This is a genomic window from Kocuria sediminis (assembly GCF_009735315.1).
Classification (GTDB): domain Bacteria; phylum Actinomycetota; class Actinomycetes; order Actinomycetales; family Micrococcaceae; genus Kocuria; species Kocuria turfanensis.
Genome location: NZ_WOGU01000011.1, coordinates 1 through 25,025 on the forward strand (window position 1 = coordinate 1; position 25,025 = coordinate 25,025).

Annotated in this window: 23 protein-coding genes and 1 tRNA gene; 16 read left to right on the forward strand and 8 right to left on the reverse strand. The window is 75.1% G+C overall.

Annotated elements, in window-relative coordinates; translation table 11 throughout:
* From GMA12_RS13150 to GMA12_RS13160, 3 genes are all read right to left on the reverse strand, one after another.
* Positions 1 to 866: cation:proton antiporter domain-containing protein (locus tag GMA12_RS13150; protein ID WP_162459835.1), on the reverse strand; the 866-nt coding region annotated here is incomplete at its 3' end.
* Positions 867 to 975: 109 nt separating this feature from the next.
* Positions 976 to 1,668, reverse strand: coding sequence for a response regulator (locus GMA12_RS13155; protein WP_162459836.1), 693 nt, complete (start codon positions 1,666 to 1,668; stop codon positions 976 to 978).
* On the reverse strand, positions 1,665 to 3,293 hold the full coding sequence (locus GMA12_RS13160; RefSeq protein ID WP_156269960.1) for a sensor histidine kinase: 1,629 nt from the start codon (positions 3,291 to 3,293) through the stop codon (positions 1,665 to 1,667). Before GMA12_RS13160 ends, GMA12_RS13155 begins: the two co-directional genes overlap by 4 nt.
* Before the next feature lie 232 nt (positions 3,294 to 3,525).
* Here GMA12_RS13160 and GMA12_RS13165 point away from each other — a divergent pair, with 232 nt between their 5' ends.
* The 9 genes from GMA12_RS13165 to GMA12_RS13205 all read left to right on the forward strand — a co-directional run bounded on the left by GMA12_RS13165 (position 3,526) and on the right by GMA12_RS13205 (position 12,444).
* Positions 3,526 to 4,950 (forward strand): cation:dicarboxylate symporter family transporter, encoded by a 1,425-nt coding sequence (locus GMA12_RS13165; RefSeq protein WP_156269961.1) that lies wholly within the window; start codon positions 3,526 to 3,528, stop codon positions 4,948 to 4,950.
* A gap of 244 nt (positions 4,951 to 5,194) precedes the next feature.
* Positions 5,195 to 6,088, forward strand: a complete 894-nt coding sequence (locus GMA12_RS13170; protein WP_062733211.1) for a ParA family protein — start codon at positions 5,195 to 5,197, stop codon at positions 6,086 to 6,088.
* Positions 6,088 to 7,011, forward strand: coding sequence for a segregation and condensation protein A (locus GMA12_RS13175; protein WP_156269962.1), 924 nt, complete (start codon positions 6,088 to 6,090; stop codon positions 7,009 to 7,011). The genes GMA12_RS13170 and GMA12_RS13175 overlap by 1 nt, the downstream gene beginning before the upstream one ends.
* On the forward strand, positions 7,008 to 7,622 hold the full coding sequence (gene scpB, locus GMA12_RS13180; protein ID WP_162459837.1) for an SMC-Scp complex subunit ScpB: 615 nt from the start codon (positions 7,008 to 7,010) through the stop codon (positions 7,620 to 7,622). The genes GMA12_RS13175 and scpB overlap by 4 nt, the downstream gene beginning before the upstream one ends.
* Positions 7,623 to 7,631: 9 nt before the next feature.
* Entirely contained in the window at positions 7,632 to 8,765 is a 1,134-nt protein-coding gene (locus tag GMA12_RS13185; RefSeq protein ID WP_156269963.1) for a pseudouridine synthase, read from the forward strand.
* Positions 8,766 to 8,775: 10 nt separating this feature from the next.
* The gene (locus GMA12_RS13190) at positions 8,776 to 9,894 is read left to right on the forward strand and encodes a prephenate dehydrogenase (protein ID WP_162459838.1); all 1,119 of its coding nucleotides are present in this window, start codon (positions 8,776 to 8,778) and stop codon (positions 9,892 to 9,894) included.
* Between the two features lie 92 nt (positions 9,895 to 9,986).
* Complete coding sequence (cmk, locus tag GMA12_RS13195) at positions 9,987 to 10,652, forward strand: (d)CMP kinase (protein ID WP_156270048.1); 666 nt, start codon at positions 9,987 to 9,989, stop codon at positions 10,650 to 10,652.
* Positions 10,653 to 10,726: 74 nt separating this feature from the next.
* Complete coding sequence (gene der / locus GMA12_RS13200; protein ID WP_156269964.1) at positions 10,727 to 12,286, forward strand: ribosome biogenesis GTPase Der; 1,560 nt, start codon at positions 10,727 to 10,729, stop codon at positions 12,284 to 12,286.
* Positions 12,287 to 12,370: 84 nt separating this feature from the next.
* Positions 12,371 to 12,444, forward strand: a tRNA-Pro gene (locus tag GMA12_RS13205).
* 72 nt (positions 12,445 to 12,516) lie between these two features.
* Here GMA12_RS13205 and GMA12_RS13210 read toward each other — a convergent pair.
* Positions 12,517 to 13,434: a PfkB family carbohydrate kinase gene (locus tag GMA12_RS13210; protein WP_162459839.1), complete on the reverse strand. Its 918-nt coding sequence runs from the start codon at positions 13,432 to 13,434 to the stop codon at positions 12,517 to 12,519.
* A 269-nt stretch (positions 13,435 to 13,703) separates the two neighbouring features.
* Between GMA12_RS13210 and GMA12_RS13215 the strand changes: the two genes are divergently transcribed.
* Positions 13,704 to 14,888 (forward strand): AI-2E family transporter, encoded by a 1,185-nt coding sequence (locus GMA12_RS13215; RefSeq protein WP_156269965.1) that lies wholly within the window; start codon positions 13,704 to 13,706, stop codon positions 14,886 to 14,888.
* 21 nt (positions 14,889 to 14,909) lie between these two features.
* Here the strand turns inward: GMA12_RS13215 and GMA12_RS13220 are convergent, their stop codons facing one another.
* The 3 genes from GMA12_RS13220 to GMA12_RS13230 form a co-directional block, all read right to left on the reverse strand.
* Positions 14,910 to 15,305, reverse strand: coding sequence for an SHOCT domain-containing protein (locus GMA12_RS13220; RefSeq protein ID WP_156269966.1), 396 nt, complete (start codon positions 15,303 to 15,305; stop codon positions 14,910 to 14,912).
* A gap of 77 nt (positions 15,306 to 15,382) precedes the next feature.
* A complete protein-coding gene (locus GMA12_RS13225) occupies positions 15,383 to 18,115 on the reverse strand; it encodes a winged helix-turn-helix domain-containing protein (RefSeq protein WP_156269967.1) in 2,733 nt (910 codons plus the stop codon).
* 174 nt (positions 18,116 to 18,289) lie between these two features.
* The gene (locus GMA12_RS13230) at positions 18,290 to 19,729 is read right to left on the reverse strand and encodes a DUF2252 domain-containing protein (RefSeq protein WP_162459840.1); all 1,440 of its coding nucleotides are present in this window, start codon (positions 19,727 to 19,729) and stop codon (positions 18,290 to 18,292) included.
* 272 nt (positions 19,730 to 20,001) lie between these two features.
* Here GMA12_RS13230 and GMA12_RS13235 point away from each other — a divergent pair, with 272 nt between their 5' ends.
* The 6 genes from GMA12_RS13235 to GMA12_RS13260 all read left to right on the forward strand — a co-directional run bounded on the left by GMA12_RS13235 (position 20,002) and on the right by GMA12_RS13260 (position 24,183).
* A complete protein-coding gene (locus GMA12_RS13235; protein ID WP_156269968.1) occupies positions 20,002 to 21,000 on the forward strand; it encodes an adenosine deaminase in 999 nt (332 codons plus the stop codon).
* An 82-nt stretch (positions 21,001 to 21,082) separates the two neighbouring features.
* Positions 21,083 to 21,469, forward strand: a complete 387-nt coding sequence (gene gcvH / locus GMA12_RS13240; protein ID WP_156269969.1) for a glycine cleavage system protein GcvH — start codon at positions 21,083 to 21,085, stop codon at positions 21,467 to 21,469.
* 196 nt (positions 21,470 to 21,665) lie between these two features.
* The gene (locus tag GMA12_RS13245) at positions 21,666 to 22,121 is read left to right on the forward strand and encodes an FHA domain-containing protein (RefSeq protein ID WP_156269970.1); all 456 of its coding nucleotides are present in this window, start codon (positions 21,666 to 21,668) and stop codon (positions 22,119 to 22,121) included.
* 9 nt (positions 22,122 to 22,130) lie between these two features.
* Positions 22,131 to 22,877, forward strand: a complete 747-nt coding sequence (ftsR, locus tag GMA12_RS13250; protein ID WP_156269971.1) for a transcriptional regulator FtsR — start codon at positions 22,131 to 22,133, stop codon at positions 22,875 to 22,877.
* A 1-nt stretch (position 22,878) separates the two neighbouring features.
* Complete coding sequence (locus GMA12_RS13255) at positions 22,879 to 23,403, forward strand: bifunctional nuclease family protein (RefSeq protein ID WP_156269972.1); 525 nt, start codon at positions 22,879 to 22,881, stop codon at positions 23,401 to 23,403.
* 177 nt (positions 23,404 to 23,580) lie between these two features.
* Positions 23,581 to 24,183 (forward strand): MerR family transcriptional regulator, encoded by a 603-nt coding sequence (locus GMA12_RS13260; RefSeq protein ID WP_162459841.1) that lies wholly within the window; start codon positions 23,581 to 23,583, stop codon positions 24,181 to 24,183.
* 9 nt (positions 24,184 to 24,192) lie between these two features.
* Here GMA12_RS13260 and GMA12_RS13265 read toward each other — a convergent pair whose 3' ends face one another.
* Positions 24,193 to 24,981 (reverse strand): ParA family protein, encoded by a 789-nt coding sequence (locus GMA12_RS13265; RefSeq protein ID WP_162459842.1) that lies wholly within the window; start codon positions 24,979 to 24,981, stop codon positions 24,193 to 24,195.
* Positions 24,982 to 25,025 lie beyond the last annotated feature (44 nt).

Consider the following 25,025-nt stretch of genomic DNA (forward strand, 5'->3'; position numbering starts at 1 on the left):
CTGTGCAGCACCCCGTGGTAGCCGTGGGTCCGCTCACCGGCCCGGATGGTGAGCGCGCACACGAACACGGCGATGAATCCGTAGCCTTCGATCATCTCGGTGATGCCGTAGGTGAGGAAGGTCGCGGCCAGGGCGACGAAGCCCTCCGAGTGGGAGGCCATGCGGATGCTGTCGATCGGGGAGCGGAAGAAGACCCGCCCCAGCAGCCTGCCCACGAGGTATCCGGCGAGGCACCCGACCGCGATCCGCCAGGCGACGTCCACGGCGGTGAAGTGCGGCAGCCACGCCGCGGGCGCGGTGCCCACGACGCTGAGGGCGATGGCGAGGTAGACGAAGGGGAAGGCCAGTCCGTCGTTGAGCCCGGCCTCGGAGGTGAGGCCGAAGCGGACCTCGTCCTCCCCGTCGAGGTCCTCCTGGGCCTCTGAGGGATCCGCGACCTGGACCTCGGAGGCCAGGACGGGGTCGGTGGGGGCCAGGGCCGCGGCCACGAGCAGGGCGGCGGCCAGGCTCAGCCCCAGCACCGACCACCCGAGCAGGGTCAGCCCCACGAGGCACAGCGGCATGACGATGCCCAGCAGCCGCCAGGTGGTGGCCCAGCGTTTGAATCCGATCGGGCGGTCCAGGGCCAGGCCGGCGCCCATCAGGGAGACGATGACGCAGATCTCGCTCAGGTGCAGGGTGATCTCGCCGTGGGCCACCGGGTCCGGGTCCGGGAGGGTGTCCGCCACGGAGAAGACGGCCAGGCCCGTCCCGAGGAAGACCATGGGCATCGAGACGGGGGCGCGCATCAGCAGCCGCGGCAGCAGCGCGGCGGCGAACACGGCCAGACCGGCGGCGGCGAACATCAGACTCGGGGCGTCGAACACCTGGACCTCGTTCCTTCGGCGGATGGGGTCGACCCCGAGAGGACTACGCACCGGGGCGGACGCGGGCACCGTGCCGGTGCGCGCCGGGAACGTCCGGGGCGGCGTTCGTTCAGCCGGCCCACGCGTACTCGAGCTCCGGGCGCCCGGGGGTGCCGTAGCGGGAGCGCCGGCGCACGAGGCCGCGGTCGGCCAGGTGCTCCAGGTAGCGCCGGGCCGTCACCCGCGACAGCGTGCTGCGCTCGGCCACCTCCCCGGCGGAGAGCCACTCGCCGCCGCGCACGAGCTCGGTGACGGCGGCCAGGGTCTGGGCGGAGAGCCCCTTGGGCGCGGCGGGCCGCACCGGCGAGCCCAGGGCCGCGAAGGCACGGTCGACCTCCGCCTGGCCCACGGCCCCGGCCCGCCCGAGGGCGGAGCGGTAGCTGCGGTAGGCGGCGAGCTTCTGCTCGAACACGGCGTAGGTGAAGGGCTTGATGAGGTAGCCCACCACGCCGAGCGTGGTCGCCTCGCGGACGGTGGCCACGTCCCGGTGCGCCGTGATCACCAGCAGGTCCACCGACTCCCCGCGCGCCCGCAGGGTGCGGGCGACGTCGAGCCCGGACATGTCCGGGAGGTTGACGTCCAGCAGCACCAGGTCCACGGGCCGGCCCGCCCGCCGGGCGGCCTGCACGGCCTGCACCGCCGTGTGCCCGGACACGGCGGTGGCCACGGCCCGGAAGCCCGGGGAGCGCTCGACGTACTCCGCGTGGGCGGCGGCGGTCAGCGGCTCGTCGTCGACGACGAGGACCCGCACCGTCGCCGTCACGGGAGCCGCTCCGGCACGGAGTCCCCGGGGACCGGGATGGTCACGGTGAACACGGCCCCGCCGTCGTTGCCCAGCTCGATCCGGGCGCCCCAGCGCTCCACGACCTCGCGCACCAGGTGCAGGCCGACGCCCCGGCCCTCGGGGCCGGCGGGCTTGGTGCTGACCCCGGGCTCGAAGACGTCCTGGACGAGCTCCTCCGGGACGCCCATGCCGGTGTCGGCCACGGTGACCACGACCGTGTCCCTGCCCGGGGCGGCGTCGTCGTGCGCCCCCAGGATCTCCACCTCCACCACGGGGCGGACGCGGTCGGCGTTGGCCGCGGCCGCCTCGACGGCGTTGTCGACGAGGTTGCCGACGAGGGTGACGAGGTCGGCGGGGGAGAGCGGGACGCGCGGCACGTCCGGGCCCACGGCGACCTCCAGCTCCACACCGCGCTCGTGGGCGGCGGCCGTCTTGCCCACGAGCAGGGCGGCGAGGAAGGGATCCTCGAGCCGGGCGAGCAGGTCCTGGGACAGCTCCTGAGTGCGCTGCCGGTCCGCGGAGGCGAAGTCCAGGGCCTCCGCCTCGCGCCCCAGCTCCAGCAGCGAGACCACCGTGTGCATCCGGTTGGCGTGCTCGTGCGTCTGCGCCCGCAGGGCCCCGGCCAGGGCCGAGGTGGCGCGCAGCTGCCCGGAGAGCCGGGAGATCTCGGTGTGGTCGCGCAGGATCACGACCATGCCGCGTCCGGCGAGCGCCCCGCCCGCCGGCAGGCTCGAGACGATGAGCGTGCGCTCGCCGACCACGACCCACTGCTCGTGCACGACGGCCCCCGAGCGCAGCACGGCCTCCAGGGCCGGGGGCAGGCCCAGCGCCTCGACGAGCGGTGCGCTGCGCCGACCGGGCCCGGCGGCGTCCGGGGCGATCCCGAGCAGCTCGCGGGCCCGGGCGTTGAGCACCGGGACCGCCCCGGAGGGGTCCACGAGCAGCAGCCCCTCGGTGGCCTCGTTGAGCACGGCGTCGTGCAGGGAGTGGACCTGGGCGAGCTCCTCCGGGCCCCAGCCGTGCGTGACCCGGCCCAGGTAGCGCGCCCCGAGGGCCGCGACCGTGGCCGAGGCGGCGAGCAGCAGCACCCCCACCAGGAGCACGGCCGGCAGCTGGGCGAGGGCCTGCTCGGAGAGCGCCTCGAGCAGCACGCCCGTGGCCACGAGCGCCACGACCGTCCCGTCCGCGTCCCGCACGGGGGCGATCGTGCGCACCGAGGGCCCGAGGTTGCCCCGCTCCGTGCTGGTCCAGACCTCTCCGGCGAGCGCGCGCGAGCGGTCGCCCCGGTAGGGGTCGCCCACCGAGGAGGGCCACGGGTGGGTCCAGCGGGTGCCGTCGGGGGCCATGATCGTCACGAAGTCCAGGCCCGTGTCCTCGAGCAGCCGGTCCGTGAGCGGCTGCAGGGCGGCGTGGGGGTCCGGGGCGCCGGCGGCCTCCAGGACGTAGGGGTCGTCGGCCAGGGCCGTGGCCACGGCCCGCGTCACGGCCTCGGCGCGCTCCCGGACCGCCTCCCGCTCCTGGGCGAACAGCACCAGGGAGACCGCGACGGTCACGACCGCCACGACGACCAGCTGGAGGAGGAGGAAGCGCCTGGCCAACGACATGCCCGCCTCCTCCCCTCCGGCCCGTGTCGACGGCCCGTGCCACGTGCGCGGGGTCCGGTTGTGGTGGGCGTCACGACCATTATGACCACAACGCGACAGGGCCGCGGCGGCCGGTGAGACTCGTCACAACGGCCCGGTCCCGGGCCACGGGCGGGGCTTCCCGGCACCGCCCGCCGGCACCGTCCACCCGCACCGTCCGTCCGCACCCTCCATCCGCACCGTCAGGAGAAGCATGGCCACCGTCGCCACGGAACCCGTCGACCCGCAACGGCCCGTCCAGAAGCAGAAGAAGGACAAGACGCACTACCTGTACGTCTTCGTCATCGTCGCCGTCGTCGCCGGCGCCGTGCTGGGCCTCGTGGCCCCCGAGTTCGCCCAGACGCTCAAGCCCGTCGGCACCGCGTTCATCGCCCTGATCAAGATGATGATCGCCCCCATCATCTTCTGCACGATCGTGCTGGGCGTCGGCTCCATCGCCAAGGCGGCCACCGTCGGCAAGGTCGGCGGCCTGGCCCTGGCCTACTTCATGGCGATGTCCACCGCCGCGCTGGCCATCGGGCTGCTCGTGGGCAACCTGATCCACCCGGGCGAGGGCCTGAACATCCAGGGCTCCGAGTACGAGATCACGGACACCGGTCACGGCGAGGGGGAGGGCGGGACGATCGGCTTCCTGCTCGGCATCATCCCCACCACGCTGCTCTCCTCGCTGACCGAGGGCAACATCCTCCAGACCCTCTTCGTGGCCCTCATCGTCGGCTTCGCGCTCCAGCAGATGGGCCCGGCCGGCAAGCCCGTGCTCAAGGCCGTCGGCTACATCCAGGCCCTGGTCTTCCGGATCCTGATCATGGTCATGTGGGTCGCCCCGATCGGTGCGTTCGGCGCCATCGCCGGCGTGGTGGGGGAGACCGGCGTGCAGGCCATCATCTCCATGGCCACCCTGATGATCGCCTTCTACCTCACCTGCGTCCTGTTCATCGTGGTGGTCCTGGGCGGGCTGCTGAAGGCGGTCACCGGGATCAACATCTTCCGGCTCATGAAGTACCTGGCCCGGGAGTACCTGCTGATCTTCTCGACCTCCTCCTCCGAGGCCGCCCTGCCGCGGCTGATCGCCAAGATGGAGCACGTCGGCGTCTCCAAGCCCGTGGTCGGCGTGACGGTCCCCACCGGCTACTCCTTCAACCTGGACGGCACCGCGATCTACCTGACCATGGCCGCCCTGTTCGTCGCCTCCGCCATGGGCAACCCCCTGGCCCTGGGCGAGCAGATCTCCCTGCTGGTGTTCATGATCATCGCCTCCAAGGGTGCTGCCGGCGTCACCGGCGCCGGCCTGGCCACCCTCGCCGGCGGGCTGCAGTCGCACCGCCCGGACCTGGTCGACGGCGTGGGCATCATCGTGGGCATCGACCGCTTCATGTCCGAGGCCCGCGCCCTGACCAACTTCACGGGCAACGCCGTGGCCACCCTGCTGATCGGCAAGTGGACCCGGGAGATCGACCTCGACCAGGTCGAGCGCGTGCTCTCCGGCCAGGACCGCTTCGACGAGTCCACCATGGCCGCCCACTCGCACGGCGCCCCCGAGCAGGACGCCGGCACCGACGGCGACCGCGTCGAGGACTCCGTCGCCGAGAAGGTCGAGGCAGCCGCCAGCTCCCGCTGAGCACCGCCTCCTGCCGGCGAGCCGACCGCGCCCGCCGGACCCCACCGGGTCCGGCAGGCGCGGTCCGTCCGTTCCCGGGCCCCGCCCCGCGGCCCCGGCAATTCGGGACCGGCAGGCGGCGGCGGTACGCTGGTAGCTGATCGAGTCCAGGAAAACCCCAGGTCGGCCCCACCGGCCCGGGCCGCCCCGCGCCCGGGCCGGCCCGCCCGCGCCAGCGACCACGAACGAAAGAGCGGTGCCACGAGTGAGCCAGCGAAGCGACGAGAGGATCCCCGGAACGGGCGAGACCGCGGCGGGAGCCCTGGGCCCCACCGGCCGTCCCGTCCGCGACTTCCCCGAACCGCCCGAGCTGTCCTCCCACGGGCCCGCCCGGATCATCGCGATGGTCAACCAGAAGGGCGGGGTGGGCAAGACCACGTCCACCATCAACCTGGGGGCCGCCCTGGCGGAGCTCGGGCGCAAGGTCCTGCTCGTCGACTTCGACCCGCAGGGCGCGCTCTCCGCCGGACTCGGGGCGAACCCGCACGAGCTCGAGCTGACGGTCTACAACGTGATGATGGACCGCTCCGTGGACGTGTGGGACGTGGTCCAGGAGACCGACGTCGAGGGCGTGGACCTGCTCCCGGCCAACATCGACCTCTCCGCGGCCGAGGTGCAGCTGGTCACCGAGGTGGCCCGGGAGCAGGTCCTGGCCAGCGCGCTGCGCAAGCTCGAGGAGCACTACGACGTCATCATCATCGACTGCCAGCCCTCGCTGGGCCTGCTGACCGTCAACGCGCTGACCGCCGCCCACGGCGTGGTCATCCCGCTCATCGCCGAGTTCTTCGCGCTGCGCGCCGTGGCCCTGCTCGTGGACTCCATCGAGAAGGTCCAGGACCGGCTCAACCCGCGCCTGCAGATCGACGGCGTGCTCGCCACGATGTTCGACTCCCGGACGCTGCACTCCCGGGAGGTCATGGCCCGGATCGTGGACGCGTTCGGGGACAAGGTCTTCGACACGGTCATCAAGCGCACCGTGAAGTTCCCGGACGCGACGGTCGCCGCCGAGCCCATCCTCTCCTTCGCCACGGCCCACCAGGGCGCCGAGTCCTACCGCCAGCTGGCGCGGGAGCTCATCTCGCGCGGCGGCGCGCCCTGATGCATCCGGAGGAGCTGCCGGAGCCCTCCGGGGCCGGCGGCTTCACGGTGCAGCTGGAGGACTTCGCCGGGCCCTTCGAGGTCCTGCTCTCCCTGATCGCCAAGCACGAGATGGACATCACCCGCATCGCGCTGGCCACCGTCACGGACGAGTTCCTCCAGTACGTGCGCGCCCTGCACGACTCCGGGTCGGTCCGCGCCCTCGACGAGGCCAGCGAGTTCCTCGTGGTCGCCGCCACCCTCCTGGACCTCAAGGCCGCCCGGCTGCTGCCGCGGGGCGAGGTCGAGGACGAGGAGGACGTGGCCCTGCTCGAGGCCCGGGACCTGCTCTTCGCCCGGCTGCTGCAGTACAAGGCCTTCAAGGAGGTCGCCGGCCTGCTCGACGACCGGATGCGGGCCGAGTCCACCCGCCTGCCGCGGGTGGTGCCGCTGGACCCGGAGGTCGCCGCCGTCCTGCCCGAGCTCGACTGGCGGACCACCCCCCAACAGTTCGCCGAGATCGCCCGGGCGGTGTTCGCGGCCCGGCCGGGGACGCCCCCCGAGGTCGGTGTCGACCACCTGCACGGGGCCGCCGTCACCGTGCGGGACGAGGCCGAGACCCTGGTCCGCCTGCTCGAGGACGGCCGGCCCCGGTCCTTCCACGCCCTGGTGGCCGACGCCGGGTCCACCCTCGCGGTGGTCGTCCGGTTCCTGGCGCTGCTGGAGATGTTCCGGGACGCCGTGATCGAGCTCGCCCAGGACGCCCCGCTGGGGGAGCTCACGGTGCGCTGGACCGGCGCCGGCAGCGGGTGGACCGCCGACCGCCTCGCCACGGACGACACCGCTGCGGACGACACCGCCGCGGACCACGCCGGCCCGGTGACCGGACCGACGGCCGGCCCGGTGCCCTCGTCCGTCGCGTCCCCGGCGGGGGTGCCCGCGTGAGCGCCGTGCCGGAGACCGGCCCGGACCTCGAGGCCCTGCCCGGGGGCCTGCGGGCCGCCGTCGAGGCGATCCTGATGGTCGCCGACGAACCCGTCAGCGAGTACGAGATCGCCGCCGCGCTCGTGGTGCCGGTCGCCTCGGTGCAGCGGGTCCTGGACCGGCTGCGCGCGGAGTACGACGGACGGGCCGCGGATCTGGGGTATGCTGGAACGTTGGAGCCGCGCGGCTTCGAGCTGCGCAGCACCGGTGCCGGTTGGCGGATCTACTCCCGCAGCGAGTTCGCCCCGGTCGTCTCCGCCTTCGTCGCGGAGGGGCAGGCCGCCCGGCTGTCCCAGGCGGCCCTGGAGACCCTGGCCGTGGTGGCGTACCGCCAGCCCGTGAGCCGAGGACGGATCTCCGCGATCCGCGGGGTGAACGTCGACGGCGTCGTCCGCACCCTCGTGCAGCGGGGGCTGATCCGCGAGCTCGAGCGGGACGGCGAGTCCGGGGCCGTGCTCTACGGCACCACCACGTTCTTCCTGGAGAGGATGGGCATCGGATCGCTCGACGAGCTCCCCGACATCGCCCCTCATCTGCCGGGCATCGATCAGATCGACCACTACGAGGACTGAGACACCACCATGGCCACATCACGTTCATCATCCGGCCGTCCCGGGCCCGGCGGCCGCCGCGGCCCCGGCTCCCAGGGCGGGAAGCCCCGGAGCGGCCAGGGCGGCGCGTCCTTCCCGGGCGGGCGCGGCGGCACCGGCCGCGGCGCGGCCCCGGCCGGCTCCGGGCGCGGCGGCACCGCGAAGGGCGGCACCGCGAAGGGCGCCGGTCCCAAGGGCGGCGCCGGCAAGGGCGGCACGGCGAAGGGCGGCACGGCGAAGGGCGCCGCTGCGAAGGGCGGGGCCCAGGACCGCGGGCCCCGGCCGTTCGCCTCCTCCGAGCGCAGCGCCCGGCGGATGCCGGCCACGCCCTACCGTCCGCCGCACCGTCGCCGGCGCCCCACGAACCCGCCGGTGGACCGGCTGGACCAGCACGATCCGGACGGGGTCCGCCTGCAGAAGCTCATGGCCCAGGCCGGGGTGGCCTCGCGGCGGGTCTGCGAGGAGATGATCGAGGCCGGCCGGGTGCAGGTCAACGGCGAGACCGTCACCGAGCTCGGCATCCGCGTGGACCCGGCCACCGTCGAGATCCACGTGGACGGCGTGCGCGTCCAGCTCGACGAGAACCTCGTCTACTACGCCTTCAACAAGCCCGAGGGCGTGCTCTCCACCATGGAGGACCCCGAGGGCCGCCCGTGCGTGGCCGACTACCTGAACCAGCAGAAGAACGAGCGCGTGTTCCACGTGGGCCGCCTCGACGTCGAGACCGAGGGGCTGCTGCTGCTCACCAACGACGGCGAGCTGACCAACCGGCTCACCCACCCCTCCTACGAGGTGCCCAAGACCTACCTCGTGCAGGTGCGCGGGCCCATGGAGAAGGGCGTCGGGGCCGCCATGAAGGCCGGCATCCAGCTCGAGGACGGGCCCGCCTCCGTCGACTCGTTCCGCCTCGTGGACTCCACTCCCGGGCACATCCTCGTGGAGGTCGTCCTGCACTCCGGGCGCAACCGGATCGTGCGCCGGCTCTTCGACGCGGTGGGCCACCCCGTGGAGAAGCTCGTGCGCACCCAGGTGGGTCCCATCCGGATCGGCGACCAGCGCCAGGGCACCATCCGCAAGCTGTCGAAGACCGAGGTCGGGCACCTCCTCGCCTCGGTCGGCATGTGAGGAGTCCCCGGTGACGCAGACCTCCTCCGCCCGTCCGGCCCCCGCGGCGACCGCCGGCCCCGTGCTCGTGGTCGGCGCCGGGCTGCTCGGCGCCAGCATCGGGCTGGGCCTGCGCCACCTGGGCGTGGACGTGTGGCTGCAGGACGCCTCGCCCACCGCCGAGGCCGTGGCCCAGGACATCGGCGCCGGCCGCTCCTGCCGGGCCGCCGGTCCGGCCCCGGAGCCGGCCCTCGTCGTCGTCGCCACCCCGCCCGACGTCACGGCCCGGACCGTGGCCGAGGCGCTGGAGCGCCACCCCGGCGCCGTGGTCCTCGACATCGCCTCCGTCAAGGAGGCGGTCCTCGAGGGCGTGCGCGAGCTCGGCGGCGACCTCACCCGGTACGTGGGCACCCACCCGATGGCCGGGCGCGAGCGGTCCGGGCCCGTGGCCGCCCGCGGGGAGCTGTTCACCTCCATGCCCTGGGTCGTGTGCGACTCGGGGCGCTCCTCGCCGGCGGCCCTGGCCGCCGCGAAGAACCTCGCGGTGGACCTCGGGGCGACCGTGACCTTCATGGACGCCCGCGAGCACGACGCCACGGTGGCGCTGATCTCCCACCTGCCGCAGGTGATGTCCTCCCTGCTGGCCTCCCGGCTGCAGGACACCCCGCTGCACCACCTGTCCCTGGCGGGCCAGGGACTGCGGGACACCACCCGCATCGCCGCCTCGGACCCGCACCTGTGGGTGCAGATCCTCGCCGCCAACGCCGAACCGGTCGTGGCGTCCCTGCACGGGGTGCGCCAGGACCTCGACCGCCTCATCGCCACCCTCGAGGGGCCCGAGGCACCGGGGGCGCGCCTGGACATCGCCCAGCTCATCGCCGAGGGCAACGCGGGCCAGGCCCGCATCCCCGGCAAGCACGGCGGGGCGCCCCGGGCCTTCGCCAGCCTGACCGTGCTGGTCGGCGACGTGCCCGGTCAGCTGGCCCGCCTGCTCACCGAGATCGGGGAGATCGGCGTCAACCTCGAGGACCTGCGCCTCGAGCACTCCCCGGGCCAGCCGGTGGGCCTCGCCGAGGTCTCCGTGCTCCCCAACCGCCGCAAGGAACTCGTCGAGGCGCTCCAGGAGCGCGGATGGAAGGTCGTGCAGTGAACACCGGAACCAACGCCGGATCGAACACCGGGACGAGCGCCGCCGCGGGTGCTCCGCCGGCCGGGGCGCCGTTCCCCGCCGCCGGGCGGGAGCTGGTCGTCGCGATCGACGGGCCCTCCGGCTCGGGCAAGTCCAGCGTGTCCAAGGAGGTGGCCCGCCGCTTCGGCCTCGCCTACCTGGACACCGGGGCGATGTACCGGGCCCTCACCTGGTGGTGCCTCGACCGCGGGGTGGACCTCGCCGACGCCGACGCCGTGGTGGAGGCCGCCCGCACCTTCCCCCTCGCCCAGGGCACCGACCCCGACCGGGAGCTGGTCCTGGTGGGCGGCACCGACGTGGCCGTCGAGATCCGCGGCGCCCGGGTGACCGGGGCGGTCAGCGCCGTGGCGACGAACCCGGCGGCCCGTGCCGTCCTGGTGGCCCGGCAGCAGGAGCTCATCGCCGACAGCGGCCGCCGCATCGTGGCCGAGGGCCGGGACATCACCACCGTGGTCGCCCCGGACGCCGACGCCCGGATCCTGCTCACCGCGGACGAGCGGGCCCGGATGGCCCGCCGCGGCCTGCAGAACGGCGGGGTCGAGGACGCCGCGCAGCTGCGGGCCGAGGTCGTGGGCCGGGACGCGAAGGACTCCACGGTGGTCAACTTCACCGAGGCCGCCGACGGCGTCGTGACCATCGACTCCTCCGACCTCACGGTCGAGCAGACCGTCCAGGCCGTGCTCGACGCCGTCCTCCGGGCCGCCGGCCGCACGGCCTGAGCCGGGCCCGCCCGGCCTCCCCCGACATCCACCCGCACCCCGACCGGCCGCACCCGGCCCAGCGAAGGACAGCCATGACCGGCAACCCCGAGAACTCCGCGCACGACACCGCCCACGACCCCTACGAGGCCGAGATCCTCGGCGGCAGCACGGACGACGTCGCCAAGCGGCTCGCGGCCATCGACGACGACGAGGCCGAGCAGCGCGCGCAGGCCCTGCGGGCCGGGCTCGAGGACTACGAGCTCGACGAGGAGGACGCCGCGCTGCTCGCCGGGTGGGCCGAGGGCGAGGACCAGGCGCCGGTGCGCCGCCCCGCCCCCGTGCTCGCCATCGTGGGCCGGCCCAACGTCGGCAAGTCCACCCTGGTCAACCGGATCCTCGGCCGGCGCGAGGCCGTGGTGGAGGACACCCCGGGCGTGACCCGGGACCGGGTCTCCTACCGGGCCACCTGGGCCGGGCGCAACTTCACCCTCGTGGACACCGGCGGGTGGGAGTACGACGCCAAGGGCATCAACGCCCGTGTCGCCGAGCAGGCCGAGCTGGCGGTGGAGTTCGCCGACGCCGTGCTGCTCGTGCTCGACGCCACCGTGGGGGTGACCGCCGCGGACGAGGCCATCGTGAAGATGCTGCGCAAGGTGCGGAAGCCGGTGATCCTGGTCGCCAACAAGGTGGACTCCCCGCAGCTGGAGGTCGAGGCCACCTACCTGTGGTCCCTGGGCATGGGGGAGCCGCACCCGGTCTCCGCGCTGCACGGGCGCGGCGCCGCCGACGTCCTGGACGCCGTCATGGAGGTGCTGCCGGAGTTCTCCGCCGTGGCCGAGACCGAGCTCACCGGCGGGCCCCGCCGGGTGGCGCTGATCGGGCGCCCCAACGTCGGGAAGTCCTCGCTGCTCAACAAGCTCGCCGGCTCCGAGCGCGTCGTGGTCGACCCGCTCGCCGGGACCACCCGGGACCCGGTCGACGAGCTCATCGAGCTGGGCGGCAAGCCGTGGCGCTTCATCGACACCGCCGGCATCCGCCGCCGCGTGCACATGGCCCAGGGCGCCGACTTCTACGCGTCCCTGCGCACCCAGGCCGCTCTGGAGCGCGCCGAGGTCGCCGTGGTGCTGCTGGCCGCCGACGAGGTGCTCTCGGAGCAGGACGTGCGCATCCTGCAGCTGGCCGTGGACTCCGGGCGCGCCCTCGTGCTGGCCTTCAACAAGTGGGACCTGATGGACGAGGACCGCCGCTACTACCTGGAGCGCGAGATCGACCGGGACCTCGCCCACGTGGCCTGGGCGCCGCGGGTGAACGTCTCCGCGAAGACGGGCTGGCACAAGGACCGGCTGGTGCCCGCGCTGGAGAAGGCCCTCGAGTCCTGGGACACCCGCGTCCCCACCGGCCGGCTCAACGCGTTCCTCGGCGAGATCGTGGCCGCCCACCCGCACCCCGTGCGCGGCGGCAAGCAGCCCCGCATCCTGTTCGGCACGCAGGCCTCCTCCCGCCCCCCGCGGTTCGTGCTGTTCACCACCGGCTTCCTCGACCCCGGCTACCGCCGCTTCATCACCCGCCGGCTGCGGGAGACCTTCGGCTTCGAGGGCACCCCGATCGAGGTCAGCATGCGGGTGCGCGAGAAGCGCGCCCGGAAGCGCTGAGCGCCGGCGCCGGCCGAGATGAATTCCGCCCCGGGTTGCTGTAATGTGATGCGAGTGCTCAGGGCGGCGACGTACTGAGCGCTTCGGGCTGTGGCGCAGCTTGGTAGCGCACTTGACTGGGGGTCAAGGGGTCGCAGGTTCAAATCCTGTCAGCCCGACGAACTGGAGGCCGGTGGACCGCGGGAACGCGGACCACCGGCCTTCGTCGTGCCCGGGGTCCTCCGGCCGGCTCAGGCTCCCCGGTGGCGCCGGACCGTCTCCCGCAGCCGGTCCGGGTCCAGGTGCGGCCGCCCGCCGGGCGTGCCGACCACCTGCGCGGCGGCCGCCGCGGCCCACCAGGCCGCGGTGGCCGGGTCCTCGCCGCGCAGCAGCGCGACGGCGAGCGCGGCCACGAACGCGTCCCCGGCGCCGGTCGGGTCCACCGGCTCCTCGCCGAGGTGCGGCAGCACCACGTGACCGCCGGCCCACGCGACCACGTCCGTCTCCCCGGCGGCCAGTGCGACGACGCGCGGGCCCTCCTCGAGCAGCTCCTGCGCCGCGCGCACCGTCTCCGGCACCCCGCGCGGGGCCCACCCCACCAGCGCCTCGGCCTCCGAGCCGTCGGCGCGCACCGCGTCCGCCGCGTCCAGGACCCGCCGCCTGGTCCGCGCGTCCGCCGGGGCCCCGTCGGCCACGACCAGCGCACCGCCGGCGGCGGCGAGCGCCTCCACCACCGCGGGGCCCGGCTGCTGGAGCTGGACCAGCACGGCGTCCGCGTCCCGCAGCAGGCCCGCCCGGGCGCGCACGTCCTCGGGCGTGAGCAGCGCCCCCGGCGCCACGTCCTCGAGCAGGCGGCGCACCCCGGGCGGGCCGACGACGTCGACCAGCAGCGCCGTCGGGACGCCCTCGCGGCGCAGCACGCCGGCGACGCCAATCCCGTCCGCGGCGGCCTGGGCGAGCACGTCCTCGCCGGCCCGGTCGGCGCCGACGACCCCGAGCAGCTCCACCGCGGCGCCCAGCCGGCGGCACGCCACGGCCTGGTTCGCGCCCTTGCCGCCGAGCAGCTCCCGGCGCTCGCGGACGTCCGCCGAGCCGCCCTCCTCGGGGACCCGGTCGACGACCAGCACGAGGTCGCGCGCCACCTGCCCCACCACGACGACACCGGGCACGGGGCCCTCCCTCCGACGGCGGACCGGTCCTGCCGCCAGCCTAGGGCAGCGCACCGGCCGCGGCGAGGGCACCGGCCGGCGGGGCGGGCGTCACCCGCGAGGGGTGATGCGCGCACCGGGCGCGGAGCGCGACGGTGGAGACGACCCCGGGCGCCACGCGCCCTGCGCCCGGGGCGCCGACACGGAGGAGTCGTCATGGCACTGCAGGCAGGAACCGGAGCCCACACGCCCCCCCCGGACGGGCACCGGGGGCGCTGCTGGGCCGGCCCGTGGCAGTGCTCGTGGGGCTCGCCGCGGCCGTCGTCGTCGTCCTCGGGATGCGCACGATGGCGGACCTGCTGGGCCCGGCGTTCCTCGCCCTGGTGCTCACCCTGGCGGCGCACCCGCTGCGGGGCTGGTTCGTGCGCCGGGGGCTGCCGGGCTGGGTCGGCACGGCCGTGGCCCTGGTCGCCGTCTACGCGGCCCTGCTGGTCCTCACGGCGTCCCTGGTGGTCGCCGGCGCCCGCTTCGCCACCCTGGTGCCCACCTACCAGGCCGAGCTGGACGCGCTGCTGGACGGGCTGGTCGCGGCCCTGGCCCAGTTCGGGGTGGGCCAGGAGCAGATCTCCCGGATCCTCTCGGGGGTGGACCTCGGGCGTGTGGCCTCTCTCGCGGGCGGACTGCTGGGCGGCCTGCTCGCCCTGCTCACCGACCTGTTCTTCATCGTGACCCTGGTGCTGTTCATGGCGGTGGACGCCGCGTCCTTCCCCGGCAAGCTGGCCGCCCTGCGGGGCGCCCCGGGGGAACTCGCCGTGGCGCTGGGCCACTTCGCCGCCACGAGCCGGAAGTACCTCATCGTCACCACGGCGTTCGGGCTGATCGTCGCGGTGGTGGACACCCTGGCGCTGATCTGGCTGGGCGTGCCCGTCGCGGTGCTGTGGGGCCTGCTGGCGTTCATCACCAACTACATCCCCAACATCGGCTTCGTCCTGGGCCTCGTCCCCCCGGCCCTGATCGGCCTGCTCGAGGGCGGACCGCGGCTGATGCTCGCGGTGGTCGTGGTCTACAGCGTGGTCAACGTGGTGATCCAGACCTTCATCCAGCCGAAGATCGTCGGGGACGCGGTGGGGCTGTCCGTGACGGTGACCATGCTCTCGCTCGTCTTCTGGGCGGCCACCCTGGGGGCCCTGGGGGCGCTGCTGGCGGTGCCGCTCACGCTCTTCTTCAAGGCGGTCCTCGTGGACGCCGACCCCCGCACCCGGTGGGTCGGCCCGCTGCTGTCCGGCGCCGCGGACACCGGCCGGGGGAGTGCCGCGGCCGCGGGGGCCGGAGCCCCGGCGGCCGATCCGGCGGCGAACGGTCCCGCGGAGGCCCGCCCGGCGGAGGCCGCTCGGCCGCGCACAGACCGCCCGCCCCGGGTGCGCCGGGCCAGGACCTCGACGAGGACCTCCGGGCACCCGGGGCGGGCGTCGTGACGGTGCGCGCCGAGCCGGCGCTCAGAGCGCCGGCTCGGCCGGGGCGCGCCCGGGTGCGGCCTGCCCCAGGACCCGGGCCTTCTCGGCCTCGAACTCCTGGGCGGTGAGCGCGCCGCGGTCGCGCAGGTCGGTCAGCAGGGCCAGCTGCTGGGCGTTGTCGGTGGGCGCGTACCGGGCCACGAACTGCCGGCTCGCCGTGTCGATCGCCTGGCGCTCCTGCTCGGTGGCCCCGGCCGGCCGGACGACGAGGTAGATCAGGGTGCCCAGGAACGGCAGGAAGATGACCACCAGGGTCCACACCGCCTTCATGGCGCCCCGGATGTCGTCGCGCCGGAAGATGTCGTGCAGCGCCATGCCCCACACCAGGAACAGCGGCACCCAGATCAGCATCAGTACAAAGACGTCCCAGAAATCCATCGGGTTCTCCTCGGTCCACGTGGCCGCGGATTCTCCGGGCCCGGCTCCAGGCTCCCGCCCGGCCGGGCGCGGCGGGATCACCCCGGGCGGGTGATCGTCGGGCCGGGGGCGGACCCGCCCAGCAGGCCCAGCTCTCCGGCCCGCAGCACCGCCTGGCGCCGGGTGCCGACCCCGAGCTTGCGGTACAGGGACTTCAGGTGGACCTTGACGGTGTTCACCGACAGGTACAGCTCGCCGGCGATCTCGGAGTTGCTCATCATCGTCGGCAGCAGCTGCAGGACGCTGCGCTCGCGATTGGTCAGCGGCTCGGCCGGCCCGTCGGGAGCAGCGGGGCGCGCGGCTCCGCCGAGGCGCTCGACCAGCTGGGCGGCGCACCCGCCGTGGGAGGGATGCGCGCGGCCGTGCCGTTCCAGCAGGCGCAGCGCGCCGTCCCCGGCCACGAGGAAGGGGCGGGCGATGCCCTCCGGGGCCGCCACGGCCAGCGCCCGGTCCAGGGCCGCCTGCGCCGCCGCGTCCTCGCGCAGCCGGTCGTGGGCGAGAGCGGCGAGCACCCAGAGGTCGGTGGCCGGGCCGCGGTCCTCCGGCGGCTCCTCGAGCAGCGGCTGCAGGGCCTGCAGGCACTCCTGCGGCCGGCCCGCCACCAGACGGGAGCGCGCGAGCAGCACCAGGCGGTGGGCGTGCGGGCGCTCGCCCCCCGCCGCGGCGGTCCGGGCGGCGACGAGCAGTCGCGCGACCTCCTCGGGGTGCCCCTCCGCGAGGAGCACCTCGGCCTCCACGAGCGTGCACCACTGCCCCAGGAAGCGGGGCATGGCCCAGTCCGCCGTCCGCCCGCGCAGCTGCGCCAGGGCGGCGCGCGCCGCCCGGAGGTCGCCCCGCGACACCTCCAGGCGGACGCCGACCAGGGACAGGCCCGTCTCCGCGTAGCGGTCCCGCAGGTTCCCCACGCAGGCGAGTCCGCGCGCGAGCGCCGCGGCGCAGGCCTCGGTGTCGACCTCGAGCAGCCGGATCAGCGACTCGGCCAGGTAGGCCGTGGCCGCCTGCGGCAGGAACGTCCAGCCGGACTCCTCCGCCACGGCCAGGGCGATGTCCACGTCCCGGCGGGCCTCGTGCAGCCGTCCGCCCATCGCCTCGAGCACGGCCAGGTTCCCGTGCAGGTGCAGGGCCAGCACCGGGGTCATCTCCTGGCGGGCCGAGACCGCCGTGATCGTCCGCCGCAGCGCCGTCCCGGCCTCGCCCAGCTCCCCGGACCACAGCCTGCCCATCGCCTGCACGGTGGTCGCGGCGATGCGGTAGACGGGGGCGGCCGGCATCTCCTCGGGCAGGACGTCCTCGAGCCGCCGGAGCGCCTCCTCCGAGGACCGCACCTGCGCGGCGGCGTCCGCGTGCATCCAGGCGAGCAGCGCCTCCAGGGTGGTGAGGACCGCCTCGGTCAGCTGGGCGTCGCGCGGGAGGAGACCGGGCAGCAGGGTCCGTGCGCGGGCGATGCGCGAGGCGAGGCCCCCGGCGTCGTACTCGGCGTAGCTGGCCACCGTCGTCGCCGCCGCCACCTCGGCGTGCCGGGTGACGAGGTCGACGGGCACGTCCGTGAGAAGGGCGACGAGCGCGGCGCGCTCCGTGCCGAGCATCTCCGCGCCGGCGCTGCGCAGCACGAAGCGGGCGAGGGCGGTCCAGTCCTCGGCGGCCCGCAGGTGCCGGGCGGCCTCCAGGAGCTCCCCGCGCGCCGCGAACCAGGCCGCGGCCCGCCGGTGCAGCTCTCGTCGGCGCTCCGGGGCCTGGGTGCGGAGCCGGTGGCGCAGCAGGTCCCCGAAGAGCTGGTGGCAGCGGTACCACTCGCCCCGGTCGTCGAGGGCGACGACGAACAGGTTCGCCCGCGCGAGCCGGCCCAGCAGCAGGCGGCCGTCCGCGCGGCCGGTGAGGGCGTCGGCCAGGTCCCCCGAGATCCGGTGGACCACACAGGTGTCCAGCAGGAACGCGATCAGCTCCGGGTCCTGGCCGTCCAGGACCTCCTGCACGAAGTAGTCGGCCACGGCCCGCTGGTCGCCGGCGAGCTGCTCGACGACGGCGCCGAGGTCTCCCGAGCTCTCCAGGGACAGGGCCGCCAGGCGCAGCCCGGCCGCCCATCCCTCCGTCTTCTCCAGGAGCGTGGCCAGGTGCGCCGGTGGCAGCACCACGCCGTGCGCCCGGAGCAGCTGCGCGGCCTCCTCGGCGTCGAACGCCAGGTCCTCCGCGCGCAGCTCCGTGAGCCCCCCTTCGAGGCGCAGCCGCTGCAGGGGCAGCCCCGGGACGGTCCGCGTCGCCACGACCAGGCGCAGTCCGCCGAGGCCGCGGCGGACCACCGCGGCGAGGGACTGCTCGGCGGGGGTGCCCGCGATCAGGTGCGCGTCGTCGAGCACCAGCACGCGCGGGCCCGGCAGCGCCGTGCAGGCCTCGACCAGGACGGAGACGAAGCGCGGGTCGTGCGCGGAGGGCGGATGCAGGGTCGCGAGCAGGCTGGCCGGCGGCACGTCGGCCACGGCCTGCAGCGAGGAGAGCACCCGGGCCCAGAACTGGTGCGGGTCCGCGTCGGCCGGCTCGACCGACAGCCACGCGACCGGCGGGCGGCGTCCGGCGGCCCACGAGGTCAGCAGGAGCGTCTTGCCCGAGCCGGCCGGAGCGGAGACGACCACCGTGCCGGCCGCGACGCCGTCGTCGAGCAGCCGCTCCAGGCGGGGACGGCGCACGAGACCGGCGGGCAGCCGGGGGACGAGGGACCGGGTGGCCGTCAGGACTCCGGCAGCGCCCACCAGCCCCCGGGTCGGTGCGGTCCTCATGGTTCGAGGCTACTCGCGGGGCCGGAGGGCCGGTACTGTGTCCTCCGCATCCGGGCGGTTCGGGCCGGGCCCGGGCCCGGGGCCGCCGGGCCGATGGCCGGCCGGTGCGCAGGAGCGGGACCGGGGCGGGCGGTGCAGGGCCCGCCCGGAGCGGTCGGGGAACGGCGGGGAGCGTCACGCGGACGGCCCCCCGGAGGCCGTGGCGCGGGACGGCCGTGCGGGCCCCGGCGCCAGGTCCCCTGCCTCGAGCGCGGCGCAGAACCGTCGGTGGTCCTCGTCGTTGCGGTCCGCGTACGCCTCGGCGAAGTCCGCCAGGGCCTCGTCGAGGACCTTGCCCTTCGCCAGGTACGCCGCGAGCGCCATCCGGTCCCCGGAGCGGGCGTGGGCCCGGGCCAGGGTCCAGCCGCACAGCTCGCCGTAGGACCGCATCCCGCCGGGGGTCATCCGCTCCACCGCGGCGGAGGCCTTCCAGTCCCGAAGCTGGCGGACGTAGTAGTCGCGGGGCACCCCGTCGGCGTCGACCACGGACAGCCAGCCCAGGAACGTGTCGCTGGCGGCCTGCATGAGCCGCTGCCCGGCGACCACGCGCTCGCCCCCGTGCCCGGCCCCGGGCGCGCCGGACGGGACGGCCCCGGCGGCGGTGAGCGCCGACTCCCCGGCCTCCTTGACCTGGAGGAAGAGCGGTTCTCCGTCCGCCCGCCCCGTGAGGAGCACGAGCCAGCTGCGCGTCCCGACGCTGCCGAGGCCGCGCACGCTGCGGGCGATGTCGACCACGTCGAACTGGTCGAGCAGGAAACGGCGGTCGCTCACGAGGGTCTCGCGGTAGCCGTCCAGGAGCCGGGTCATGCGCTCGGCCAGGGCCGTGCGCCCGGCCGGGCCCAGCAGCTCCCGGGCCGGCACCAGGACGGGCGGGTCCGAGGCGAAGCGGGGCCGGCCCGCGACCTCCTCCGTCAGGGTGCCCAGGAGCCGGCGGCTGTCGCGGGAGCGGGCCTTGCGCAGCGCCGCCTCGGTGCGGCGGGACGCCTCCTTGCCGCGGGCGTACTGGTGCCGGACCTGCTCGGTGTCGGCGGCGGCGTACCAGACGGCCAGGGTGGACTCGCGCGCGAAGCCGCGCACCGCCCGGCGGTAGGACCGCGCCGCGGCGGCGACGACGCCGCGGCGCTCGCCCCGGCCGACGCCGTTCTGGCGCCCGGCCACGGCGAGGCTGGCGGCCAGGCGCAGCACGTCCCACTCCCACGGGCCGCGGGCGGTCTCGTCGAAGTCGTTGAGGTCGAACAGCAGCCGGCGCTCCGGGGTGCCGAAGACCCCGAAGTTCGACAGGTGGGCGTCCCCGCACAGCTGCACCTCCAGACCGGTGGCGGGCCGGCGGGCGAGGTCGTGGGCCATGACGAGCGCGGCGCCCCGGAAGAAGGCGAACGGCGAGGCGGCCATGCGCTCGTGCCGCAGCGGGACGAGCTCCGGCAGCCGCCCCTCGTCCTGGGACCGCAGCAGCGCCACGGGGTCGCGCTGCGCGCCCGCGGGCTCCAGCAGGCCGTGCGCGGGCAGCGGGCAGCGTTCGCGGGCCCGCTCGGCCGCCTCCGCGGACCGCGGCGGCGGGGTGGGGCTCGGGGTCACGTCCGTGTCCTCCGTCCGTCTCGGCCGGTCCCGGTCGTCCGTCCCCGGGTGCCCGGGGAGCGGGCGGCGGCCCGCTGCGGCCACTCTCGCCCCACCGCGCCCCGTGGCGGCTCACCCGCCGCGGGTGAATCCGCGGGGTCCCGCGCCGCTGCGCCGCCCGCACCGGGAGCGGCTCGTCCCCGCCTGCCCGGCACCGGACGCGGCCACCGGTACACTGCTCGGGATCCCGCCGCCCGTGGCGGGACGCCGCGGGACGCGAAGGAGCGTCGAGGATGAAGGACCTGTACACCCTGCCGAAGGCGGAGCTGCACCTGCACATCGAGGGCACCCTGGAGCCCGAGCTCGCGTTCGAGCTCGCCGCCCGGAACGGCGTGGAGCTGCCGTACGCCTCGGTGGAGGAGCTGCGGCGGCAGTACGACTTCGAGGACCTGTCCTCCTTCCTGGAGCTGTACTACGCCACGATGACCGTGCTGCGCGAGGCCTCGGACTTCGAGGCCCTCACCTGCGCCTACCTCGACCGGGCGGCGGGCCAGGGGCTGCGCCACGTCGACGTCTTCTTCGACCCGCAGGCGCACACGGCCCGGGGGGTGCCGCTGGAGGCGGTGATCGACGGCGTCCGGGCCGGGCTGGACACCGCCCGTGCGCGGCACGGCATCACCAGCACGCTGCTGCTGTGCTTCCTGCGCGACCGGCCCGCCGCCGAGGCCCTGGCGATGTTCGACGCGCTGGGGGACCAGCTCGCCCGGATCGACGGGATCGGCCTCGACTCGGCCGAGGTGGGTCACCCGCCGGCGCTGTTCGAGGAGGTCTACGCCCGGGCGCGGGACGCCGGGCTGCACGTGGTCGCCCACGCGGGGGAGGAGGCCGGTCCCGAGTACGTCCGGGAGGCGCTGGACGTGCTGCGGGTCGAGCGGGTGGACCACGGCATCCAGTGCCTGCAGGACCCCCGGCTCGTGGAGCGCCTCGTCGCCGACCGGGTCCCGCTGACGGTGTGCCCGCAGTCCAACGTGCGCCTGCGGGTGGTCCGCACCCTCGCGGAGCACCCGGTGCTGGACATGCTCGAGCGCGGGCTCGTGGTCACCGTCAACTCGGACGACCCGGCCTACTTCGGCGGCTACGTGGGCGACGCCTTCCAGGGCCTGCGCGAGGCCCTCGGCCTCACCGACGAGCAGGCCGTCGCCCTGGCCCGCAACGCGGTGGACGCCTCCTTCGCCGACGCGCCGCGCAAGCGGGAGCTGCACGAGGAGATCCGCGCGTGGGAGCGGGGCTGAGCCGCCGCGCCGCCGCGCCCGGCCCGCCGGGTGCTCTGTGCCATAATCGAGCCGACCGCGCACGTCCGACCAGGAGCGACCCATGAGCGAGATCCCCGCCGACCTGTCCTACACGGCCGAGCACGAGTGGGTCGCGGCCCCCGGAGCCGACGGCGTGGTGCGCATCGGCATCACCGACCACGCGCAGAGCGAGCTGGGCGACGTCGTCTTCGTGCAGCTGCCCGAGGTGGGCGAGGCCGTCGAGGCCGGCGCCGCCGTGGGCGAGATCGAGTCCACCAAGTCCGTCAGCGACATCTTCGCCCCGGTCTCCGGCGAGGTCACCGCGGTCAACGACCGCCTCGAGGAGGAGCCCGCGGCCGTGAACACCGCCCCCTACGGCGAGGGCTGGCTGTTCGAGGTCCGTCCCGCGGACGAGGACTACCGCTCCGGGCTCCTGGACGCGGAGGGCTACGCCGCGCAGCTGGGCTGAACCGCCCCCGGGCCGTGCCCGGTGGACCGGCGACCGGGACGTGTCCCGGCCGCCGCGTCCCGTCGCCCCCACCCAGTACACTGGGAACTGCAACCGGGTGGCTCCGGCCGCCCCCGGGAGACCCCCGGAACAGGCGGTCGCGGGGTCGGGATCCCACGGGATCCGCCAACCATCACGTCACCAGTCGAGGGAAGAGATGTCCAGAACCCAGAACGGCTCGAACGCACCCCAGGGGGAGCCGGAGACCACGTCGATCCAGATCGTGGCCGAGGTCCTCTCCCGCGCCGCTTCCCACAAGCTCTCCCCGGAGGAGAACGCCGCGGTCTCGGCCCTGCCCCCGCGCAGCGCCCTGCTCGTCGCCCACGACAGCGGCGGCACCGGCTCCCGCTTCCTCCTGGACCGGGACGAGGTCCCCGCCGGACGCCACCCGTCCTCGGAGATCTTCCTGGACGACGTCACCGTCTCCCGCCGGCACGCGCGGTTCGTCCGCCGCGGCGACACCTTCGAGATCATCGACTCGGGCTCCCTCAACGGGACCTACGTCAACGGGGACCGGGTGGACAGCGCGACGCTCGACAACGGCGACGAGGTCCAGATCGGGAAGTTCCGGTTCACGTTCTACCGTTCGCTGCGCACGCAGTCGGACCAGTAGAAGGGAGCCATGGCCGACCCCGCCGAGACCGACCTGCACCGGGACGACGTCCAGCACGAGCCCCGGGTGGGCATCAGCGCCGTGCTCAAGGAGCTCGGCGCGGATCACCCGGGCATCACCGCCTCCAAGCTGCGCTTCCTCGAGGACAAGGGCCTGGTGCATCCGGCCCGCACCGCCTCGGGCTACCGGAAGTTCTCCCGGGCCGACATCGAGCGGCTGCGCCGGATCCTGGAGCTCCAGCGCGACCGCTACCTCCCACTGAAGGTCATCCGGGAGCGGCTCGACGCCGACGCTCCCTCGCCGGACGACGGCGACCGGCGGGTCCCGGAGGCCGCGGACCCCGTGACCGCCCCGATCCCGATCGTCCCCGCGCCGCCCGCGTACAGCCTGCGCGAGCTGGCCGGGCGCACCGGGGCCGGGATCCCCCTCGTGCGCGAGCTCGTGAGCTACGGGCTGATCCGCGAGCAGAACGGCGTCTTCGACGACCACGCGCTGGCGATCACCCGCGCGGCCCTCGCCCTCACCGCCCACGGCCTCGAGCCGCGGCACCTGCGTCCCTTCAAGGCGGCGGCGGACCGGGAGCTCGGCCTGGTGGAGCGGGCCGTGGCGCCGCTGAGCTCCCGCCGCGACGCCGCCTCGCGCGCCCGGGCCGTCGAGCGCGCCCAGGAGATCTCCGGGCTGTGCCTGACCATCCACACCTCGCTCGTGAGGTCCGAGATCGCCGCGCTCCAGGAGCGCGCCGCGGTGGAGCACTGACATGGCCGTGCACCAGGTCCTGATGGAGATCGCCGGGGTGCGGATGGACGTGCCCTCCGCCCAGCCCGTCGTGGTGCTGCGCGAGGTGGAGGGCGGCCGGCACCTGCCGATCTGGATCGGCACCAACGAGGCGACGTCCATCGTCTTCGCGGTGCAGGGCATCGAACCGCCCCGGCCGCTGACGCACGACCTGCTGCTGTCGGTGGCCACCGCCTTCGGGCGCACCCTCACCCGGGTGCGGATCCACACCGTGGAGGAGGGCGTCTTCCACGCGGCCCTGGAGTTCTCGGACGGGACGGTGGTGGACTCCCGCGCCTCGGACGCGATCGCCCTGGCGGCCCGGACCGACTGCCCCATCCTGTGCACCGAGACCGTCCTGGACGAGGCCGGGCTCGTGATGAGCGGGGACGGGGAGCTGCGGGAGCCGTCGCACCGTCCGGGCGAGGGCGAGCAGCAGCTGCCCCCGGAGACGCAGGTCGAGCAGTTCCGCGACTTCCTGGACAACGTGGACCCGGAGGACTTCTGAGCCCCGGGTGGCCGGCCGCGCCGACACGGGCCCGCGGCGGCGGATGTCTTTGACCCCGTCACCGGGGAGGTCTAACGTCGAAGCTGTACTCGAGGTGTCCCCGGGGGGTCCGGACGTCTCGCCCAGAGCATGTCCTGCCGGTGCCGCGAGGACCGGACCCACTAACGAGGAGGCGGCGTGAGCGACCGCGAGCAGCCCGGCGTCCCGGCCGGCCCCGACCGCCCGCCGGCCCACGGCACCCAGGGCGTCCTCTTCGACGACTCGACGGTCCGGGACGAGTCCGTGGGCTACCGCGGTCCCACGGCGTGCAAGGCCGCCGGGATCACCTACCGGCAGCTCGACTACTGGGCGCGGACCGGGCTGGTGGAGCCCACCGTCCGCGGCGCCTCCGGCTCCGGGACCCAGCGGCTGTACAGCTTCCGGGACATCCTGGTGCTCAAGATCGTCAAGCGGCTGCTGGACACCGGGGTCTCCCTCCAGCAGATCCGCACCGCCGTGGGCGCGCTGCGGGCGCAGGGCGTCGAGGACCTCGCGCAGCTCACGATGATGAGCGACGGCGCCAGCGTCTACGCCTGCACGTCCCCGCACGAGGTCATCGACCTGGTGCAGGGCGGCCAGGGGGTCTTCGGGATCGCGGTGGGCCGGGTGTGGCGCGAGGTCGAGGGGACCCTCGCGGCGATGCCGGGGGAGCACACCGGGCAGCCGCCCGCCCCGGCCGGGCGTCCCGCGCCCGACGACGAGCTCTCGGCCCGCCGGGCCCGCCGGCAGAGCGCGGGCTGAGGCCCGGGCTCAGGCCGGTCGCTCCAGCAGGCCCTGGAGGATCGCCGTGAACCGCCCGGAGAGGTCCTTGGCCTCGGCGCCGGGCCAGCGGTGGATCGGCCAGGCCGCGCCCTGCGCCTGCTGCCACACCGGCAGGTCCGGGAGCACGGGGCTGACCAGCAGCGGCCCGAACAGCTCCCCGAGCTCCTGCAGCCGGTGACGGTGCTCCACCGACGCGTGCCGGACCTTGTTCACCACCACGCCGGCGGACGGCACCGCCCAGCTGCGGCTCTGCTCGAACTGGGCGATGGCGGTCATGGTGCGCTTCGTCCCCGCGACCGAGAACAGGGACGGCTCCGCGACGGAGAGGACCTTGTCGCTGGCGGCCCACGCGGTGCGCGTCAGGGCGCTCAGGGTCGGGGGGCAGTCGACCAGCACCAGGTCGTAGCCGGAGACCCCCGCCAGGGCCCGCTCCAGCCGGCCCAGGTCCTTGTCCCGGTACTCGGAGCGGTCGAGGTAGGACGAGCGCGCCGAGCCCGGGGCCACGTCGAGGGCCTTGGCGTCGAGGCCCTCGCGCACCGCCCAGGCCGAGGCCGCGACCACGCGCTCGAGGGCCCCCCGGCGGGGCCGGCGCAGCGCCTCGCCGACGTCGTGGCCGCGCGCCGGCTGCACGCCCAGTCCGGTCGTGGCGTCCGCGTGGGGGTCGAGGTCCACCACGAGGGTGGGCACGCCCGCCCGGAGCGCCGCGGAGGCGATCCCGAGGGTCACCGAGGACTTGCCGACACCGCCCTTGAGGCTGCTGACGCTGACGATCTGCACGGAGGGGGCACCCTTCGTTCGCTGGGAGACGGGGGAAACAGCGG

Bases quoted from the DNA above. Each gene is read 5' to 3' on its own strand.
- GMA12_RS13160 (WP_156269960.1), bottom strand. From the start codon at position 3,293: ATGTCGTTGGCCAGGCGCTTCCTCCTCCTCCAGCTGGTCGTCGTGGCG.
- GMA12_RS13165 (WP_156269961.1), top strand. From the start codon at position 3,526: ATGGCCACCGTCGCCACGGAACCCGTCGACCCGCAACGGCCCGTCCAG.
- GMA12_RS13175 (WP_156269962.1), top strand. From the start codon at position 6,088: ATGCATCCGGAGGAGCTGCCGGAGCCCTCCGGGGCCGGCGGCTTCACG.
- GMA12_RS13185 (WP_156269963.1), top strand. From the start codon at position 7,632: ATGGCCACATCACGTTCATCATCCGGCCGTCCCGGGCCCGGCGGCCGC.
- der (WP_156269964.1), top strand. From the start codon at position 10,727: ATGACCGGCAACCCCGAGAACTCCGCGCACGACACCGCCCACGACCCC.
- GMA12_RS13220 (WP_156269966.1), bottom strand. From the start codon at position 15,305: ATGGATTTCTGGGACGTCTTTGTACTGATGCTGATCTGGGTGCCGCTG.
- GMA12_RS13225 (WP_156269967.1), bottom strand. From the start codon at position 18,115: ATGAGGACCGCACCGACCCGGGGGCTGGTGGGCGCTGCCGGAGTCCTG.
- GMA12_RS13235 (WP_156269968.1), top strand. From the start codon at position 20,002: ATGAAGGACCTGTACACCCTGCCGAAGGCGGAGCTGCACCTGCACATC.
- gcvH (WP_156269969.1), top strand. From the start codon at position 21,083: ATGAGCGAGATCCCCGCCGACCTGTCCTACACGGCCGAGCACGAGTGG.
- GMA12_RS13245 (WP_156269970.1), top strand. From the start codon at position 21,666: ATGTCCAGAACCCAGAACGGCTCGAACGCACCCCAGGGGGAGCCGGAG.
- ftsR (WP_156269971.1), top strand. From the start codon at position 22,131: ATGGCCGACCCCGCCGAGACCGACCTGCACCGGGACGACGTCCAGCAC.
- GMA12_RS13255 (WP_156269972.1), top strand. From the start codon at position 22,879: ATGGCCGTGCACCAGGTCCTGATGGAGATCGCCGGGGTGCGGATGGAC.